The sequence below is a fragment of the Allobosea spartocytisi genome (assembly GCF_014764685.1).
Lineage (GTDB): Bacteria > Pseudomonadota > Alphaproteobacteria > Rhizobiales > Beijerinckiaceae > Allobosea > Allobosea spartocytisi.
The window spans coordinates 103,735-118,616 of the sequence record NZ_JACXWY010000010.1 but is presented as its reverse complement, the minus strand read 5'-3'; the positions used below and the strand labels follow the sequence as shown (position 1 = coordinate 118,616).

Annotated in this window: 15 protein-coding genes and 2 pseudogenes; 2 read left to right on the top strand and 15 right to left on the bottom strand. The window is 67.1% G+C overall.

Annotated elements, in window-relative coordinates:
* Positions 1 to 47: 47 nt before the first annotated feature.
* The gene (locus IED13_RS17050) at positions 48 to 230 is read right to left on the bottom strand and encodes a hypothetical protein (RefSeq protein WP_089172870.1); all 183 of its coding nucleotides are present in this window, start codon (positions 228 to 230) and stop codon (positions 48 to 50) included.
* A 422-nt stretch (positions 231 to 652) separates the two neighbouring features.
* Between IED13_RS17050 and IED13_RS17045 the strand changes: the two are divergent.
* Positions 653 to 932: pseudogene (locus IED13_RS17045) on the top strand (HU family DNA-binding protein).
* 54 nt (positions 933 to 986) lie between these two features.
* Here IED13_RS17045 and IED13_RS17040 read toward each other — a convergent pair.
* From IED13_RS17040 to IED13_RS17000, 9 genes and pseudogenes are all read right to left on the bottom strand, one after another.
* Positions 987 to 1,142 (bottom strand): hypothetical protein, encoded by a 156-nt coding sequence (locus tag IED13_RS17040; protein ID WP_157732863.1) that lies wholly within the window; start codon positions 1,140 to 1,142, stop codon positions 987 to 989.
* A gap of 384 nt (positions 1,143 to 1,526) precedes the next feature.
* A complete protein-coding gene (locus IED13_RS17035) occupies positions 1,527 to 1,838 on the bottom strand; it encodes a DUF736 domain-containing protein (protein WP_089172869.1) in 312 nt (103 codons plus the stop codon).
* A gap of 938 nt (positions 1,839 to 2,776) precedes the next feature.
* Positions 2,777 to 3,475: a hypothetical protein gene (locus IED13_RS17030; protein ID WP_191124835.1), complete on the bottom strand. Its 699-nt coding sequence runs from the start codon at positions 3,473 to 3,475 to the stop codon at positions 2,777 to 2,779.
* Positions 3,475 to 3,612 (bottom strand): hypothetical protein, encoded by a 138-nt coding sequence (locus IED13_RS17025; RefSeq protein WP_157732862.1) that lies wholly within the window; start codon positions 3,610 to 3,612, stop codon positions 3,475 to 3,477. Before IED13_RS17025 ends, IED13_RS17030 begins: the two co-directional genes overlap by 1 nt.
* Positions 3,612 to 3,827: pseudogene (locus tag IED13_RS17020) on the bottom strand (zincin-like metallopeptidase domain-containing protein); the annotation flags it as partial. The gene IED13_RS17025 and the pseudogene IED13_RS17020, both read right to left, overlap by 1 nt.
* Before the next feature lie 126 nt (positions 3,828 to 3,953).
* Positions 3,954 to 6,191 carry a bifunctional organomercurial lyase/mercury(II) reductase MerBA gene (gene merBA, locus IED13_RS17015; RefSeq protein WP_089172868.1) on the bottom strand — a complete coding sequence of 746 codons (2,238 nt, stop codon included), beginning with the start codon at positions 6,189 to 6,191 and terminating at the stop codon, positions 3,954 to 3,956.
* Positions 6,192 to 6,195: 4 nt separating this feature from the next.
* Positions 6,196 to 6,435, bottom strand: coding sequence for a mercury resistance system transport protein MerF (gene merF / locus IED13_RS17010; protein ID WP_089172867.1), 240 nt, complete (start codon positions 6,433 to 6,435; stop codon positions 6,196 to 6,198).
* A gap of 1 nt (position 6,436) precedes the next feature.
* Positions 6,437 to 6,724 carry a heavy-metal-associated domain-containing protein gene (locus tag IED13_RS17005; RefSeq protein ID WP_089172866.1) on the bottom strand — a complete coding sequence of 96 codons (288 nt, stop codon included), beginning with the start codon at positions 6,722 to 6,724 and terminating at the stop codon, positions 6,437 to 6,439.
* 23 nt (positions 6,725 to 6,747) lie between these two features.
* A complete protein-coding gene (locus IED13_RS17000) occupies positions 6,748 to 7,173 on the bottom strand; it encodes a mercuric transporter MerT family protein (RefSeq protein ID WP_089172952.1) in 426 nt (141 codons plus the stop codon).
* A gap of 86 nt (positions 7,174 to 7,259) precedes the next feature.
* Between IED13_RS17000 and IED13_RS16995 the strand changes: the two genes are divergently transcribed.
* Positions 7,260 to 7,688 carry a MerR family transcriptional regulator gene (locus tag IED13_RS16995; RefSeq protein WP_089172865.1) on the top strand — a complete coding sequence of 143 codons (429 nt, stop codon included), beginning with the start codon at positions 7,260 to 7,262 and terminating at the stop codon, positions 7,686 to 7,688.
* Positions 7,689 to 7,702: 14 nt separating this feature from the next.
* Here IED13_RS16995 and IED13_RS16990 read toward each other — a convergent pair whose 3' ends face one another.
* The 5 genes from IED13_RS16990 to IED13_RS16970 all read right to left on the bottom strand — a co-directional run bounded on the left by IED13_RS16990 (position 7,703) and on the right by IED13_RS16970 (position 14,640).
* Complete coding sequence (locus IED13_RS16990) at positions 7,703 to 8,626, bottom strand: ArdC family protein (RefSeq protein WP_089172864.1); 924 nt, start codon at positions 8,624 to 8,626, stop codon at positions 7,703 to 7,705.
* 221 nt (positions 8,627 to 8,847) lie between these two features.
* Entirely contained in the window at positions 8,848 to 9,288 is a 441-nt protein-coding gene (locus IED13_RS16985) for a hypothetical protein (RefSeq protein ID WP_089172863.1), read from the bottom strand.
* Positions 9,285 to 11,447, bottom strand: coding sequence for a hypothetical protein (locus IED13_RS16980; protein ID WP_246705995.1), 2,163 nt, complete (start codon positions 11,445 to 11,447; stop codon positions 9,285 to 9,287). Before IED13_RS16980 ends, IED13_RS16985 begins: the two co-directional genes overlap by 4 nt.
* Positions 11,447 to 13,288, bottom strand: a complete 1,842-nt coding sequence (locus IED13_RS16975; protein ID WP_172241057.1) for a hypothetical protein — start codon at positions 13,286 to 13,288, stop codon at positions 11,447 to 11,449. The genes IED13_RS16980 and IED13_RS16975 overlap by 1 nt, the downstream gene beginning before the upstream one ends.
* Positions 13,285 to 14,640, bottom strand: coding sequence for a tyrosine-type recombinase/integrase (locus IED13_RS16970; protein WP_254985791.1), 1,356 nt, complete (start codon positions 14,638 to 14,640; stop codon positions 13,285 to 13,287). Before IED13_RS16970 ends, IED13_RS16975 begins: the two co-directional genes overlap by 4 nt.
* Positions 14,641 to 14,882: the final 242 nt, after the last annotated feature.

The following is a 14,882-nucleotide window of genomic DNA, read 5'->3' as shown; positions in this document are numbered from 1 at the left end:
GAGGCGACGGACGGGTGGCCGGGCGGGTCCGGCAACGGGGTGCCGGCTCAATGAGCTGGCCCGCGCTCGTGCGGATCGAATTCGTGGATCGGCTCAAGGTCGTCGTTGGCGTCGAGTTCGTCGCTCGGCAGGGCGCCGTACTGATCGCCGGACTTGAAGAGCGTGACCGGGACCATGAGGGTGCGGGCGAGCTGGAAGGCGTGGTCTTGCGCGAGGCTGAGATCGGACATCGTCGTGAGGATCCATCCGGAGCGGGGGAATTCCCGCTCGATGGCTCCTCGAAGGGTCGGCCCCGGTCGCGATCACCGCGCAGGCCTTGGCCAAGCGGCCGCAGCTTGCTAGCGGACCCTTCATGGGTTGATCGTGGAAGATCCGGGGCTGGCCCAGGACGCCATCGCGAGAGAGCGGGATTGCGCCGCTCGGGCCGAAGCCCCGACACATGGCCCTGATCCTCGAACGACACCCGTACCGCCGCTCTCCTGCAGCTGGCACCTGCCGTCGACCGATCCGGTGATACGGCGCTAAGCCCGTTGACGCAGAACTGCAGCGGGCCTTGACGTGGTCACGATGCGAACGCCCGATGCCGCTCGCGCCACGATCGGGCGCATACACACAGATTCGACGACAAACGACATCACCGAGGAACGCCCCCATGGCCACCACCGCTGAAATCGCCGACAAGATCGCCGCCGACCAGAACCTGACCAAGGCTCAGGCCAAGACGATCGTCGATAGCGTGTTCAAGCAGATCGCCGAGGCGGCCAAGAGCGGCGGTGAAACCAATGTCCCGGGGCTTCGGGAAGTTCAAGGTGAAGGCGACCCCGGCGCGTGAGGGTCGCAACCCCTCGACGGGTGCGACAATCAAGATCGCGGCTTCGAAGAAGCTGCGCTTCACACCCGCGAAGGCCGTGAAGGACGCGCTCAACGGTTGAAGCCCTCCGACCGCGAACGGTAACACTGCCGTCGTCGACATGCGAAGAGGAGGCTCACGCCTCCTCGGCCTCGCGCCGCCGATCCGCCTCAGCGAGCAGTTGGTCGAGACGTGCCTGCGTCTCGGCGCGTTCCTTGCGGGTGAGGATGCATTCCGCGAGCTCCGCACGCAGCTCGCCGATCTCTGCGTAGATGTCGAAAGCGTTGTTCATGTGAACCTCCAATGTCTCGATGACGGGAGGCCGCCACCGGTCGTTGGAGGTCCGGGGCAAGGATTGCGTCAGCAACCGGCGGAGCCGGCGGGTGGGGGAGCCGATTTTGTCGATGGGCGCGCATGCGCCCGGCGACAAAATTGGGGGTACCGCCCGTCCTTGCGGCGGGCCGACTGACGGTATGCTTGTCGCCCCAGAGAGAAAGACGGCCTGGCTCCACGGTGCCGCGCCCTCCGGGAGACGCGGGCTCCCGGCTGAGAGAACCTGCCCGACAGGATGACACGCCACGCCGGCGGCAACCGCGAATGCCCCCGGCCTCGCGGGCGCAGGTCCGACCGACATGGAAATGGCCCCGCCGTATGGCGGGGCCGGGGTGGCGGAAGATCAGTCCCGGTTCGGCCGGGACCAGATCAGCTGGAGGCCTTGTTCGCCTTCGACCTCGACCAGGGTGGCGTAGATCGGCGCCGGGAAGCTCGGGTCGTCAAGCTTGACCGAGAGGTAGTCGCGGCCGCTCTGCTCGGAGTGCTTCTGCCAGGCCGCACCGAGTTCGACGGCGCCGGAGTAGATGCGGAAGTGGGGGCCCTTGTCGGAGGGGTTTTCGATGCGCTCGAGGCGGGCCTTGACGTTGAGGGTGAGGGTCTTGATCGAGCCGGTGAAGCCGGTGGTGGTGGAGGTGAAGGTGCCGATGGTAGCCATGGTGCCGTTCCTTTGCTGTTTCGGGCCGCGCCCTTCGCGACCTCGATGGCTGTCGACAGGACCGGGGACGATCGGACCGCACCCCACCGGGGTCCCCGGCGCGCTTGCGCGCTGGGGTGGTCCTTAGGGGCCGCAATGCAATGGAGGACGGCTGGAAGCGGCTTTCTTGCCCCGCGAGGAATGGCGCGCAGCGTCAGGGGAAGAAAGTCGCGCGAGGCCGTTGCGGGAGGACGATCGAGGCGAAGCCGTTCTCCGGTCAGACATGCCCCATCGAGCCCGCAGGAGGGCAGGCCTGGATCAGACCGAAGAGGAGCCACGACATGGCTGCCGCCGCGTCGGCGCACAGATTCGCCAAAGGCTTCCGCCGGAACGGTCTGCCCGGCAGCCCGGCGCGAGTGCGACACCCGCCCGCCCTGAAAACTAAGGCCAGGCGCCAACACACCTTCCACTCCCCGCCTGTGAACGGGCCTGCGCGCCGGCATTACCGTCAGCCGAGCGGTGCCGCCCCACTCCACCACAAGCCCTTACGGCGCGGCAGGCTTTCCGCGGTGCATCCTGCTTCGGTCGCGGACGTCGAAGGTTCGGCCGGCCCAGCTTTAGCCTGGTCGCCGCGCAATGCTCAGGGATGTTTTCCGGCAGATGCATTCCGACGCTCGAGGAGGCCCGAACAAGAGGCGACGATCTCTTCGCGAGCGGCCATCACATCCCAGCCAGATCTCGGGTCTGAACGGCGTCTTGGATCTGGACAAGCGATCGTCACCGGAATCGGCGGAGACGGCCGCAGGCTGGCTCCGTGCCGCAGGCATAGAGCGCGGCCGCCCGGAACGGGCGGTGGCCCTATCCTCTCTGAGGCTCAGTCAACTACCCGGAATCGTCCAGCCGATCCCGCTACCCCAGGGCAGGTGATGTTCACCACTGGCCGTGAGAAGACAGCCCGCTCATGCGCTCCTGCTTTTGCTGGCCTTGACCGCCAGCAATTCGGCATAGCGGCCATGGATCCCGTCCCGGTCGAGAAACCGCGCGTTCAATTGGAGCAGGCCGCTGATTTCGGCCCGGACCTCCGCCAACAGATCGGCTTCCGTGTCGGAGAGCATTCGTGTCGGCCATCCCTTCACAAAGCGCATCGGCCGGCTGATGCGGCGCTCCGCGGCAATGCGCCGCGCCGCTGTCTTCTTCGCGAGCACCAAAGCATCACGAGCGTCATGATCAAGGAGATGCGGGGCGATGTCGCCGAGCCAGCGCGCGCCCTGGAATGCGAATGAGCTCCGGCATTCGAGGTCGACCATCGTCCGATAGAGCTCGTGGGCCTTGGTCTGGCAGCTTGCGGCCTTGAGGTCGGCGAGGCTCGACATGATGCAGAACCGGCACGAGACGCGCGTCATCCCGAACTGCCGGTAAGCCGGATGAAGCGCAAGCCGCGGGCCGATGTGGCCGACACGGTCAAGGTATTCGAACGTGGCGATCGCCGCCGCCTGGCTGTCCTTGCCGCCGGATACGCCGATGGCGACCGGAGCGTGCTGTCTGAGGAGTTCGGCAATAGCCGGTGTGCTTGCGATCGGCCGAGATTTGTAACGGCTGCGTAGGGGCGCGGGGGCGGGCTCGAAGCCCTTCCGCTTTGCGATTGCGGCGGCCCGCATCAGCCTGCCTCCCCAACATGGTCATCCAGCGAGAGCGGGCCGCCGTTACGCGCGATTGCCGGCATGTCGATCGGCGCGCCACGCGCTGTCGCGGCGAAGCCGCGGATCAGCAGACGGGAGGAAGGGGTGGCTGCCATTATGCGGCCTCCCGTTCTTCGGAGACCGTCGGCTGAAGGCCGTGCAGATAGGCGACAGCCCGCTGCGCATGCGCCGCGGCCTGGAAAATGGCACGCTTGTCATCGGCGAGCACGCGCAACCAGGAATCGAGATAGGAGGCGTGATCCGGCCGGGGTTCGAGTTCGGGCGCGATGCCGAGGTCGGCGCAAAGAAAGCAGCTTCCGAGTTCGGCGACTTATCTGAACAGTCAACCTGTCTCAGGCGGATTTTTCGGCGGCATTTGTCTGAAAATCCACACGCTTCCGATCGATCTCGACGCGTGAGACAGATTCGAGGGGTGCTCAGAGGCCCTTGCCACTATTCAACCGGCGCAGCAGGACAGCTTGGCGACGTCCCTGTCGAAGGCTAGCGCCGCGAGCTTCAGGCCCTCGACGGTGGTGAGGTACGGAAAGATCGTGTCCGCCAGATCGTCGACGCTGAGCCCCTGCCGGATTGCCAGTGTTGCGGTCTGGATGCTGTCGGCGCCTTCCGGCGCGAGGATGTGCGCGCCAAGCAGCCGGCCGCTGCCGGCGTCGGCGACGAGCTTGATGAGCCCACGTGTGTCGCGGGCGGCAAGCGCACGGGGCACCTGGTCGAGACCGATCGTCGAGACGCGGACCGCATGCCCGGCGGCGCGCGCTGCGGCCTCGATCAGCCCGACGCTCGCCACCTGCGGATCGGTGAACACGATCGCCGGCATGGCGCTGTTGTCATAGCGCAGGCTGTCGCCGTTAAGGGCGTTCTTGGCCGCGAGCTTGGCACCGTAGGCAGCCATGTAGACGAACTGGTCGCGGCCGGTGACGTCGCCGGCGGCATAGATGCCAGCGCGCGTCGTGCGCATGCGGTCATCGACGACGATGCCGCCCTTCGGCGAGATGGCAATCCCGTGCTCGGCAAACCCGAGGCCTTCGATGTTGGGCGTGCGGCCGGTGGAAATCAGCACCTGATCGGCGCCGACAGCAATATCCTCGCCGTCGCGCGTAACGGTCAGTGAAACGCCGCCCTCAGTCTTGCGGATCGTACGGTAGGCGATGCCGGAGACGACAGTGATCCCTTCGTCCTCGAAATACCCCGTCAGCGCCGCGCCGATCTCCGGCTCGGCCTCAGGCAACAGTCGCGAGCGACAGACGAGCGTCACCTTGACGCCGGCACGGGCGAACATCTGGGCGAGTTCCGCGCCGATATAGCCGCCGCCGATGACGAGCAGTGAGGACGGCAGCTTCTCAAGCTCGAGCGCCGACGTGCTGGTCAGATACGGCACGGTCTCGATCCCAGGGATGGCGGGGATTGCCGGCCGCGCGCCGGTAGCGATGATGATTTTGCCGGCCGGAATGCGTGTACCATTCACCTCGACACCGTCGTCGACGAGGCGCGCCGGCCCATCGCGATACGCGATGCCGTTGTAGGCGGGGAGCAGGTCGACATACTTGGCCCGGCGCAGCTCCGAAACCAGCGCGTCCTTCTGACGAACGGTTCCGCGCCAGTCGGCCAGTTCGGCCTCGGCTGTGATGCCGGCAAAACGGGCTGCCACGCGAGCGTTGTGCAGCGTCTCAGCGGCGCGGATGAGGGTCTTCGATGGTACGCAGCCGACATTGACGCAGGTGCCGCCGATGGTACCACTGCCGATCAGCGCGACTTGGGCGCCCTGATCAGCGGCGGTGATCGCGGCAGAGAAGCCGGCCGAGCCGGCGCCAATCACGACGAGGTCGTAGGTGCCACCATTGCGGCCGTTGGCCGGGAAGGGGCGGCTTGCGACCGCCGTGCTCTTCGACGCCGTATCGAGTCCAGCAAGGCTCGGCCCGAACAGAGCGCGGCCAGCCTGCAGTCCTTCCTCGATCGACAGCCGGAAACCCGGCTTGTCGGCAGAACGTTCGTCGCGCCAGAGGGAGAGATGCTCGTCCGAGCAGAAGAAGGCGGTCGTCGCGCAGAGCGAGCTCGCGGCGCAGCCGCCTTCATAGCGGACACTTTGCCACATGACGGCCGTCGACGGCGCGACGGCGGCCAGCGCCCGTCCTCGCTCACGCGTCGTGATCCGGATCGGCGCGCCGCAATGGCGGCATTGCGAGGCGATCGCGACGTCACGACCGGTCATGGCGCCGATGCCGAGCGCGTCGACCGCGCACATGGCGTTGAGAACATGTCCGTCCAGCGTGACCCGATGGCCGGTGTCGCGGTCGGTGAAGGGATAGGCACCGACGATCTGCTCGCCGTCGAGAACGACGAGGTCGCGCCGGCGAAGTTCTGCGAGCAACGGCCAGATGGCCGTCTCGCTCAAACTTGCACGTTCCGCAAGCGCGCCTATAGCCGGGGCCTGCCCGTCTTCGGCGTAGAGCTGGAGCAACGCAACGCGCACGCGGTCCGTGGTGGGATCGTAGCCGCTCCAGCGATTGAGCACGTGGTCGGAGCCGACCATCGCCTGCAAGGCGTCTCGGACCGCCGGCAATGTGACGGCCGACCAGTCCGGAAACGTAACATCGGGCCGCACGGCGAAGCTCGGCAGTGTCGCGGGCTGAGAAACGGCAGGTTTGTCCCGGGAGGAGGATGCACAGCAATCGTTCATGGCTTCAGGCTTCCTTGTGGTTCTTGCTCTCGCCGCAGGCCGCATTCGCCCGGCGGCGGTAGAGGCCCCACGCTATGAGTCCCAGGCTGACGGCCAGCAGTGAAAACGCCATCAGATCCGCGCTGACGAGCCACGCGCCCAGACCGACGAGCGGCAGCAGGACGGCAAGAATGGGTGTCACGCAGCAGATCGCAGCTATTATGCCGCCCGCCACGCCGGTGCGGACCAGGGCAAGGTCGTTCATGTCAACTGCCCTGCCTCGGGTGGGCCGGATAACCGGCATTCATGCTGGCGGCCGCGATGGCATCGGGGTTCGTCTTCGCATCGTCGAAGGTGACAGTCGCGGTCTTCGCCTCGAAGGAGACGGTCACATTCGCGACGCCGGGGACCGCCGCCATCGTGGTCTTCACAATGTAGGGACACGTGGCGCAGGTCATGTTGTCGACGGCGAAGGTGATGGTGCGCTCGCCGGCCCAGGCGGCAGGGGCCAGCATCAGCGAGCCGATCAGGGTGCAAACGCTCAAACTCTTCATAGGGGGAGGCTCTCCTTTCGGTATCAGGCGGAAAGCAGCAGCGGAGCAACGTAGTCGAAGGCGAAGGCAGCAACGACGAGAACCGTTGCCATCCAGAGTCCGATCTGGACGAGGCGGCTGGGGGCGGGGCGTGTGCAGGCTTCGCCGTCGGCGCAGGCTCGCCGTGGCTTCCAGTAGACGAGGTAAAAGCCGTAGCCGAGAACGCCTGTCGTCCCAGCGACGAAGAAGGGCTTGTAGGGGGCAAGTGCCGTCAGATTGCCAATCCAGGCACCGCTGATACCAAGGCTGAACAGGATGAGTGGAATGATGCAGCAGGACGAGGCGCCGATGGCGCCGAGAATACCGCCGACTGCGACCAGGCGCTGCCGCCGGACCTCATTCTGCTCGGGCGTCGTCAGCTTCGCTGCAGTCGGTGCAATGTCTGCTGGTCCATATCGCGATGCATTCATGTCAGGACTCGCTTTCCTTGCCGAATTCCTATCCAGGCGCTAGTGTGCAGTCTGTAGCAACTACAGAGTCAAGAGGGCTTTTTGCGATGGGCGATCACGCCGGGATGAAGGGCATACAGCGGGCCGAGCTCGCCCGGCGGACGGGCTGCAATCTGGAGACGGTGCGCTATTATGAGAAGGTCGGCCTTCTGCCCGAGCCGCCGCGCACGGCGAGCGGCTATCGCAGCTACAACAGCACTCACGAGCGGCGGCTTCGCTTCGTTTTGCGGGCGCGCGAGCTCGGGTTCTCGCTTGACGAAATCCGTGAGCTCCTGCGTCTCGTTGACGAGCGCGACCGGCCCTGTGCCGAAGCACGCGATGTCGCTGCCGTCCACCTTGCCGACGTCCGGGCGAAGATCGCCGACCTAAGGCGCATGGAGCGGGTGCTCGAGGACGTCGTTGCCCAGTGCGGCGACGGCACGCTCCCGGAGTGTCCGCTGATCGAGACACTGTTCCAGGAGCGAACCGTCAACTGATCGAGCAGGGGCGCCTATGCGGCGCCCCGGACCTCGTGCTGGCGATCGCCGACCTGCTGCGCGTGCATCCAGTCGGTGATCTCCTGCGCCTTGCTCGCGGCGGTGAAGATGGCGCGCGAGTCGGAACGCAGCACCTTGAGCCAGGAGGCGATGTAACGGGCGTGGTCGGGTCGCGGCTCGACGCTCAGGTTGAGATCGGCGCAGATCATCGCGCTCAAGAGCTCGACCGTGCATTCCTCCATCGCGTAGGCGGCCGAGCCGAAGCGTCCGGAAAGATCGCGGTCGAGGCGATGCCTGGCGCCGGAAGCGTGGCCGCATTCATGCAGCAACACGGCGTAGTAGGCGACCGCGTCGCGGAAGCAGGCGAACTCCGGCATCTGCACCTGGTCGGTAGACGGGCGGTAGTAGGCCTGCGGTCCGCCGTGGCGGATGTCGATGCCGAGGGCCGCGCAGAACCGTTCGGCCCGCTCGATCCGCTCGACCTCGGGCAGCTCCGGCGTCTCGGGCGGTGTGTAGCCGTCGACCTGCGCGCAGTTGAAGACGGTGTAGCCGCGGGCGAACATCCGCCGGGCGGGCTCGTCGCGATCCTCGTCGCCGTGTTGGGCGTCCGCATCGCCGCGATCGGTGGTCTTCCAGAACACGACCAGATGGCCGCGTTCGCCCTTGCGAACCTGGGCGCCGAGCGCCTGCCATTGGCGGTAGGTGCCCCAAATGCCGGCGGGATAGCCGGCCGCGTGCGCCGCGGCCCAGAGCGAGAGGATGTTGACGCCACGATAGGCCTTGCACGAGGCGACGTTGACCGGCGTGGTGATGGCCGATCCGTCGTGATGCCACGGCATCCGGTAGTCGCCGGCGCCGGCTTCGATGGCGGCGATGATCTGGCTGGTGACACGCTCGTAGATATCAGTCCGGGTCGAGTTGCTGCGATCTGTGGTCATGGGTGCCTCCTTCAGCTCGCCCTCTCCGTCGAGGGCGAGGCGGCAGGGGCAGACGCGGGGGGGCCGGCCCGTCACACCCTGTTCTCGGTGCTGGTGCGGAACAGGGTTGATGGGCTGGCAGCGTCTGCCACACCCGAGCCCCTGCCTCGACGGGCGAGCTTGAAGAGGCACCCATGACCGACGACCGCAAGACCGGTCGACGATAGGCAGTTGCGCGGCTCTCAGCCGGCGCCGTCTCGCGGCGGGCGTCGCAGCGCGACGACCTTGGCCTCGCGCGATCGGTCAAGCTCGTCCTGCAGACCGGCTATCACCGCATCCCGCTCGGCGATCTGCAGCGTCAGCACCTGGATGTGCTGGGCGAGCGTGCGGGCGAGGCCGCGCAGCTCGGCGATCTCGGCGCCGCGCACGGCGCGCAGCTCGGCCTCGAGCGCGCGGATGCGCTCCTTGAGGGCTCTCGGAGTGGCTCGCCGGTGGCGTGCTTCGGCGGCACGGAACTCGGCGAGAACATCGACCGCACGGTTCGCCGTCGCCCGGCTGACTCCGGCCTCGCGCGCCAGGTTGGCGACGGTCAGCGCGCCGTCGGTGCGCTCGGGGCGGCCGTCGAGCAGCCGTGCCATCGCCGCCCGCAGCGCCGCCTCGCTCTTCGGGCCGAGCGCGCTCATGCGGCGCCCTCTATCAGGGGTGCGATGAGCCGGCGTTTGCGTTCGTTGTCGCGCGCGATGGCTTCGCGTTGCAACGGCGACAGGCGCCGGTCGGCAAGCAGCCCTTCGCCCTCGGCGATCGAGGCCTGCCACGGCTCGCGATGCCGGGCGGTCAGACAGGCGTTCGGGCAGCGATCGGGACTGCATCGGGAAAGCGCCGGCGCCGTTCGCTCGGGATCCGCCACGTCCGTGAGGCAGAGGGCGGTCGCCGCATCGAAGAGGCAGTCATTGAGGAAGCCGACATGCAACGTCCGTCCGAGATGGGCGAGCGTGGTGCGCAACCGCTTGCGGTCCATGATCCGGCCGGGAAGATCACCGATCTCGTCGTGGACGCGGGCGAACTCCCGTCGCAATCGCGCCGCACCCGGTCCGGCCGGACCTTCGTCGCGCAGATAGGCCTCGTAATGGGCGACAATGTCGTCGAGCTGGCCGAGCGCGCGCTCGCGCTCGACGGCGAGGCGGAAGTCGGCCCGCGCCGATCCGGCATAACCTTCGAACATGGCGACCGAGGCGTGCTTGTACTGGATCTTGCCGGCGATGGTGCCGAACGGCCGGTTGGCGATGTACCAGGAAATTGTGCGGCGCAGCTGCCGCGTCGTGAACTTCCACGGCTCGTCGCCGGGGCGCGGGATCGCTGGTCCGCCTTCCGAACGCGCGTCCAGGCCGTCGCGGAACAGATTGAGCGTTGCCGTTGCGCCCATGCCGAGGTGATCGGCGCTCCAGGGCCAATCCTTCAGCGTCACCCACAGGGACGAGAGTCCCTTCTCCTTGCGATTGCGCGCCGAGAGCACCTCCATGACTTCCACGGCGCGGGCGACCGGCTCAATGGTGATCCAGTCGGCCGTCACGCCGCGCGGGCCATGGCGCTTGTAGACGGTGCTGCGCACCCGATAGCGTTCGACCAGGCCGTCGCCGCTACGCACCGGCGACACGCAGCCCGGCTGCATCGCCTGCACCTCGCTGTCGCGCATGCCGGTGAGATAGGCGCAGACGATATAGCAGGCGCCCTGCAGCATCCGCTCCTCGCGGGCGAGACTGAGGCCGTCGAAGCGCTCGCGCCATGACAGGCCGGTGTCCGGATCAATGGAGATCGGCGTATCGAGACCGCCAACCTCGGTTCCGAGCTCGGCAGCCATCTCCTCGATCAGTCGCGCGGTCGCCTCGGACTGGCTGACGCGGCCGCTCTCCGGCGCACCGGCGTGCAGCCGCATCAAGTGCAGATTGTAGGGTGGCAGCTCCTGGCCGGTCAGCGGATCGATCCGGCGGGCGGCGTTGGGCGCGCGCTCCCAGATCGGGATACCCCGGCCGGCAGCCCGGCGCGCGTCGAGCCACTTCGCCACGCGGGCCCGATAGGTCCTGGCGACGGCCCGTCCGGTCTGCTGATCCCGCGCCATCAGCCGGGCGCAGCGGGCCTCGAGAGCATCCAGCTCCGCCCGCGCCGCGAGAATGTCGGGTGCATAGATCTCAACATACTTGAGCGCCCAGCGAAGCATGGCGCCGATGACCGGCTCGGGAATGCGCGGCGTGGCGTTCTCGGCAGGCGCCGGCGGCCGGCCGGCGACACGGTGCGCGGCGCGCCCGCGCCACGGCAGAAAGCCGATACCGCCGCCGGTCAGCCACGGCGCCAGGTGGTGCAGGTCAATCGGCACCTCGACATACTTCACCGTCTCGTGGGGCGTTCTCCGGCCGCCGTCGCGGGCATGCACCAGATAGGCGTCGAGCAAAGCCGGATCCACTCGGCCGAGGTCGACGGCGCCGAGCTGCGTCCGAAGGAACGCGGCAAAGTGCTGGATGTAGCGCAGAAGCCGGATCGCCGAGGTCGCGCCGCAGGGCGCACGATATCCCGGCAAGTGGATGCGCAGACGGGCGATTACATACTCTTTCGCCAGACGGCGCGTGACCGGATCGGCGATGCGGGCGAAGTTGAGCCGGTAATTGCTGTAGCGCGCGTTCACCCGGAAGATGGCGGCGCTCAAATCCCAGTGATCGTCACCGAAACGGTGGAGCTGCGCGCGGTCGGCATCGTCCCTGATTGCGACGCCGGCGAGCACGGGCTCGTCGTCACTGTAAATGACCGAGGGCAAAGAAGGTCTGGCTGGAAGTGTGATCGGTGCTGGCATCATGGCGCTCCCGCTTCAGGCGGAAGGTAGATCAGCCTCGGGTCCGCAGCCGCAGCCTGTCGCGCCTCATCAATCTCGGCTTCGCTGAACCGGGGCAGGATCTGATCGGCGATCCGGCCATGAACGCGGCCGAACTTGGTCGTCCAGTCGGCTTCGGTGAGCGCTTGTCTCTGCGTCCTGATAAAGCTGAGGAACGACAGCAGCGCGGGCAGCTTGCGGGCCGTGATCACCGCGTTGCTGCATTCGAGACAGCCCCAAAAGGGCGACGGACAGGCTTCGCCCTCTGGGCCGAACGGGCTCGCGTAGAACCCGCCGCAACTGGCGAGCCAGACATCCTGTTCGCCGCGGAGCAACGCGGTGACAGCGGCGGCGCCGGAAATGGGAAGACCGGTCGCGTGGTCGGGATCGACCCGGACGGCCGCTTCCTCGTCCGGCGACAGCACGCAGGGACGCAGGGCTGCGTCAAGCGCATCGCTCATGGCGTCGGCGATCGTGGCTTCGTGAATATGGCGAAGCGCGGGAATGTCGGCGTAGTGATTGGCCGCAACCGCGGTGCTGTGCCCAACGGCAAAGCGCTCGAGCTGGCCGCCCGTGCGCCGGTACCATGCCGCCTTGTGAGTCTTGCGCAGGCGAGTCAGGTTGAGACGAAGGGGCTGGTCCTGTTCATCGCGGATGTCATGCCGGCGGGTCCATGAAGCCACAGGCTCCTTCATGCCAAGCACGCGCGGGATCAAGCGGCCCCAGGCGTAGTGGACCCAGAGCGTATCGGCGCCGAGCCGGTCTCGCGCCGGGCCGGTCCACTGCAGCACCTTGCGGATCAGACCGCCCGGAGTCGAGGAACCGCCGTCGCGCACGCGCAGCCGCTTCCACTCAGCGCCGCGCGCCCGCCGCTTACAATACTCAATCTCGACATAGCCACCCGCCGGATTCTTCAGGCAATCTGCCCGCAGGTCCTTGATCGCTTCGATCTCGAGCCCCGTGTCGAGCGAGACAAGGACTATGAGCGACACGAGGTCGGCGGCGAGCAGGTGCCGGCGGCCATGCAGATCGTGGATCAGGCGATCGTTCGGCAAGCCGCTCTCACGGCGGAGTGTGTAGAGCCGCTTGAAGAGAGGATGCCTGTGCCCAATGACGCCTTCCGCATCGATCGCCGCCATGGCCGCTTCGTGTGCCGCCGCGAGCGCGCTGCTTCGAAAGGCGTCCTCGACCGTCGGCATTCGATCTGCGTCAGCGAAGCGACGGATGATGGCGGCCAGATCGGTGCGTGCCGCGGTCCGCAACGCCTTCGCGATATCGTCGCCATAGGCATCACGCGGCCGGGCGCGCACGCCCGGCCGGTCGCTCGTGTACATCAAGCGCCGCGAGGCATCGGGCGGCAGGCGGCCGGGCTCGGCGGCTTCGGCGAGCCGCAGCAAGTTGAGCACCTTGCTCATCCGGCGCAGCCGGTGATTGGGATGCAGGCCGCTCTCCTCCATCCAGGCGTCGAAGCCGTCGATGCAGGCGGCGCTCACGTCGGACAATCTGACGACGTGGGGACTAACGGCGTCGAGATACCGCCAGAACGTCTTAAGCGCATTGGCATAGGCGGAAGCGGTCGAGATCGAGCCGGCCGGACCGCCGACCTGGCAGGCGCGCCAGAGAGCACCGGCAAAACTCCGGGCCAACGCCCTGCGGCCGCTGAGCATCGTCAGGTCGATTGTCTTGCTACGGTCCGCAAGCGTGACGGAGAAGCGCAGCGACGCGATCGCAGCGACGGCTTCACCCTCGGGGTCGGGCAAGGCTTCGGGAAACAGTGCACGGCGGCCCGGCCACCGCTTTAAGGCAGTCATCGCGGCAATCATGCGGCATCTCCAGCCGTATCTTCTGCCCAGCGATCCGCGGCCGCCTCGACCAGCTCCTGCGCCTCGGCAAGGCTGTCGAGATAGATGTAGGTGCTGGTCACGCTGGCGTGCCCCAGCAGGTGCTGCAGCTTCTGCAGCGGATCGCAGAGAATCCGCCGGTAGGCCGCGCCGTGCCGGTCCTGCGGATCGAACACCGAGCCGATCTGCTCGCGGATCAGCATGGAGAGCATGTTGCCGGCGAAGGTATGCCGCAAGGTATGCGGCGTCACGTCGATCTCGATGCCGAAGCGACGACAGCGGACGCAGGCCCGGCGGAAGGCAGCTTCCCAGGTGGCCGGCGGGACAGGCTGGCCGCATTCGGTCAGCCAGAGCACGGCATGCTGCGCCGTAGCGGGTGCACCGATCAGCACGCGCCGGCGCTCGCGTGGCGTCAGGCGGTCGACCCGAACACGCTTGCCTGCGTCATCTCTTACCTTCCTGTCCACCGGCATTAGCCAGAGCGGATCGGACAGCGCCGGTTCGGACCGGGAGGCGGAAATCGTGCGCTCGAAGTCGATGTAGTCGGCGATCATCCTCAGCACCCTGCGGGGAATAGGGATGCGCCGTGGCCGTCCGCCCTTGGCGATCGGACCGGCAAGATCGAACGGCGCTGAGCGCGATCCAGCCTCGGTCAGGCGCGGAAGCTCCGTCAGGAGCAGGCTGCCGGCCTCGGTCAGCCGCAAACCGGTCGTGACGAGAAGCTCGGCGAAGAGGGCGTTCCGCTCCCCATTGCGGCCACGCCACGCAGGATCCTCGGAACCGTCCGGCAGACGTCCTCTCAGCCCGACGTCGCGAAAAAGCAGGTAGCGGCCGAGGTCAATGTATCGGGTATCGTGCCGACGCGCTGCGCGCTCACGTGCCCGGTTCGTCGTGACGGCCACCATGGCGCGCCTACCCGACGCCCGCCGTAGCGCGACGCCGTAGCCGAAGGGCGAGGTCGTGATGATCTCCTCTTCAACGGCCCAGCGATAAAGCTTGTCAAGCGCGGCAACGCAACGGTTCCAGCTCGACGCCGAAATGCGGTATGCGGCGTCCGACAGGCGCCGTGCCCGATGAAACGCCAACACGTCATGGCGGTCGGCCTGCCAGACCGTCTTGCCGCCGCGGCGTTCGTGGAGGAAGCGTGCCCAAACAAGAATATCGCGTGCGTAGGAGCGCCACGTGTTCGGCGATCGCGCCCCCATAGCGGGACAGGCGCGGAAGAACCGGTTGAGATCAAGATCGTAGCTGCCGTCATCCATCAGGATGAAGGGCATGTCATCGATCAGCCCGGCGCGCTCGGCCGTGTCAAGCGCGCCGGGCGCAGTGTTCACTGCGAAACCATCTATGGAAAGCGGGCGCGAAACAGCGCCAAGGTCGGTAAAATATAACTGCACGCACGATACCTGAACGGAGCGCCTTCGGCGCAACTCTTTTGTTTGGAATGCGAGGGGTTCCCCTCGCGCTCTCCCGTTCGCCACGTGGCAGGGGTGCAGGACTTTGCCTGCACCCCATGAACAAGCTTGTGGAGTCGCCGCCGCGTCAAGCGTTGTCCTCGCTTACGCTGCGGGAACGC